Annotated in this window: 3 protein-coding genes; 2 read left to right on the forward strand and 1 reads right to left on the reverse strand. The window is 71.2% G+C overall.

Annotation, left to right across the window (positions count from 1 at the left end; genetic code table 11):
• On the reverse strand, positions 1–856 hold an 856-nt coding region (gene prfB, locus VNT50_RS00775), incomplete at its 3' end, for a peptide chain release factor 2 (RefSeq protein ID WP_325483204.1).
• Positions 857–882: 26 nt separating this feature from the next.
• On the opposite strand from prfB, the gene VNT50_RS00780 reads away from it, so the two are divergent.
• On the forward strand, positions 883–2184 hold the full coding sequence (locus tag VNT50_RS00780; protein ID WP_325483205.1) for an MFS transporter: 1302 nt from the start codon (positions 883–885) through the stop codon (positions 2182–2184).
• A partial coding sequence (locus tag VNT50_RS00785) for an FAD-binding protein (RefSeq protein WP_325483206.1) occupies positions 2181–2769 on the forward strand: 589 nt, incomplete at its 3' end. The genes VNT50_RS00780 and VNT50_RS00785, both read left to right, overlap by 4 nt.

Here is a 2769-nt window from a genome sequence, read left to right on the forward strand (position 1 = left end):
CCGCGGCACGGTTCTGGATCTGCGACTTCTCGTTCTGCATCGACACGACGGTGCCCGTCGGAAGGTGCGTGAGGCGCACGGCCGAGTCGGTCGTGTTGACGGACTGGCCGCCGGGCCCCGACGAGCGGAAGACGTCGACCCGGAGGTCGGACTCGGGGATCTCGACCTCGACGGCCTCGTCGAGGAGCGGGATCACCTCGACCGCGGCGAACGAGGTCTGACGCTTGCCGGCGGAGTTGAACGGGCTCATCCGCACGAGGCGGTGGGTGCCGGCCTCGACGCTGAGCGTGCCGAAGGCGTAGGGCGCGTCGACCTCGAAGGTGGCCGATTTGATGCCCGCCTCCTCGGCGTACGACGAATCCATGATCGTGACGGGGTACTTGCGCTGCTCGGCCCAGCGCAGGTACATGCGCAGCAGCATCTCGGCGAAGTCGGAGGCATCCACCCCACCCGCGCCGGCGCGGATCGTGACGACCGCGGGACGGTCGTCGTACTCGCCGTCGAGCAGCGTCTGCACCTCGAGCTGCCCGATGATGTCTTCGAGCTCGGCGAGCTCCTTGCGGCACTCGTCGGCGGAGTCCTCGTCGCCCATCTCGTTCGCGAGCTCGACGAGCACGTCGAGGTCATCGAGCCGCGACTCGATGCTCTCGATCTTCGCGAGCTCGGACTGCCGGTGGCTCAGCGCGCTCGTGACCTTCTGCGCCTTGTCGGTGTCGTCCCACAGGTCGGGCACGCCGGCCTCTTCGCTGAGGCGCGCGATCTCGCTGCGGAGTCTCTCGACGTCGACCACGGCGCGGATGTCGGCGAAGGTTGCGCGGAGAGCCTGGATGTCGGCGGACAGATCGAGTTCGAGCATGACACTCCAGACTAACGTGGATGATCATGACCGACCGTGCCTCGACCGTACTGCGCCGGTTCGGCCCGATGATCTACGGACCGACGCTGCTCTTCGCTCTCGGCGAGGGCGCCGTGATCCCGTTGCTGCCCGTGCTCGCCGCGCAGCTCGGCGCCGACATCGCGACCGCCGCGCTCGTCGCATCCGCCCTCGTCGTGGGGCAGCTGTGCGGCAACCTCCCCGCCGGCTGGGCCGTCGCCCGCATCGGCGAGCGGCTGACCATGACGATCGCGGGCGTCGTGTCGTTCGCCGGTGTCGCCGGGCTGCTCTTCGCAACCCACATCGGCGTGCTCGCGGCATCCGTCTTCCTCGTCGGATTCTGCGCCGCGGCCTTCGGCCTCGCCCGCCACTCGTTCATGACGACGCGCGTGCCGCAGTACTTCCGGGCCCGTGCACTCTCGCTGCTCGGCGGCACGTTCCGGCTCGGCATGTTCGTCGGCCCGTTCGTCGCCGCCGCCCTGCTCGCGATCTTCGGCGACGAGCACGCGGCCATCTGGTTCTTCGCCGTGTGCCTTCTCGCGACGGTGCTGCTGGTGCTGCTGGGTCCCGATCCCGAGCGCCTCGTCGCCGAAGAAGCGGATGCCGGTGCCCCGGCGCTCACCGAAGACACGGGCGAGCCCGTCAGCGGGTCGATCCCCCTTCGACCGGCTCGGGGGCCGGGCTCGCGGAGGGGCATCTTCCGCACGATGTGGGAGTACCGCCGTCTCCTGTCGCGCCTCGGCCTCGCGGCGGCGTCGCTGGCGGCCGTGCGGTCCGCGCGTCAGCTGGTGCTGCCGCTCTGGGGCGTCTCGATCGGCCTCGACGCGTCATCCATCGCCCTCATCGTCGGCATCTCGGGCGCGCTCGATTTCGCGCTGTTCTACGCGAGCGGCCAGGTCATGGACCGCTTCGGTCGGCTCTGGGCGGCCCTGCCGGCGATGGTGCTGATGGGACTCGGGTTTCTCGCGCTGGCCTTCACCCACGACCTGCCGACCGCCGCCATGTGGTTCGCGGCGTTCGCGATGGTGCTGGGCGTGGGCAACGGCCTGTCGTCCGGCATCCTGCTCACGCTCGGGGCCGATGTCGCGCCTCGTCAGGATCCCGCGCCCTTCCTGGGGTCGTGGCGCACGCTCACCGACGCCGGCGGAGCGGTGACGCCGCTTCTCGTGTCGGCTCTGACGGCGGCGTTCTCGCTCGCCCTGGCCACCGGATTCGTCGGGGTCGTCGGCCTGCTCGGCGCCGTCGCATTCGTTCGGTGGGTTCCCCGGTTCGTGCCCAAGGGCAAGCCCGAATCAACGACGGAGCCGTGACGAGGGGCGTGGGCACCAACTGGGCCGGCAACCTGACGTACCGCGCGAGCGACCTCGCCCGACCGACGAGCGTCGAGGAACTGGCGGTCGTGCTGCGCGGCGCCGATCGCGTGCGGGCGCTCGGCAGCCGCCACTCGTTCAACGGCATCGCCGACACCGCTGGCCTGCTCGTCTCGGTGGCCGGCCTGCCCGCGCGGGTCGACGTCGACGCCGGGGCGAGGGTCGCCAGGGTGGCGGCCGGGATGCGGTACGGCGATGTGGCCGTCGAGCTCGAGGCCCAGGGCTGGGCCCTCGCGAACCTCGCATCGCTCCCCCACATCTCCGTCGCCGGCGCCGTGGCGACCGGCACGCATGGCTCGGGCGATCACGTCGGCTCGCTCGCGGCATCCGTCGCCGGCGTCGAGTTCGTCACCCCGGCCGGGTCGGTGCACGCCCTCCGCCGCGGCGACGACGGCTTCGAAGGCGCGGTCGTGTCGCTCGGCGCGCTCGGGGTGATGGTCACCGTCGACCTCGACATCGTGCCCTCTTTCGACGTCGCGCAGGCGGTCTTCGAGGGACTGCCCTGGGACGGCGTGCTGGCCGACC

The sequence above is a fragment of the Microbacterium sp. genome (genome assembly GCF_035554235.1).
GTDB lineage: Bacteria > Actinomycetota > Actinomycetes > Actinomycetales > Microbacteriaceae > Microbacterium.

Excerpts from the sequence above, each read along its gene's own strand:
- VNT50_RS00780 (WP_325483205.1), top strand. The coding sequence starts at position 883 with ATGACCGACCGTGCCTCGACCGTACTGCGCCGGTTCGGCCCGATGATC.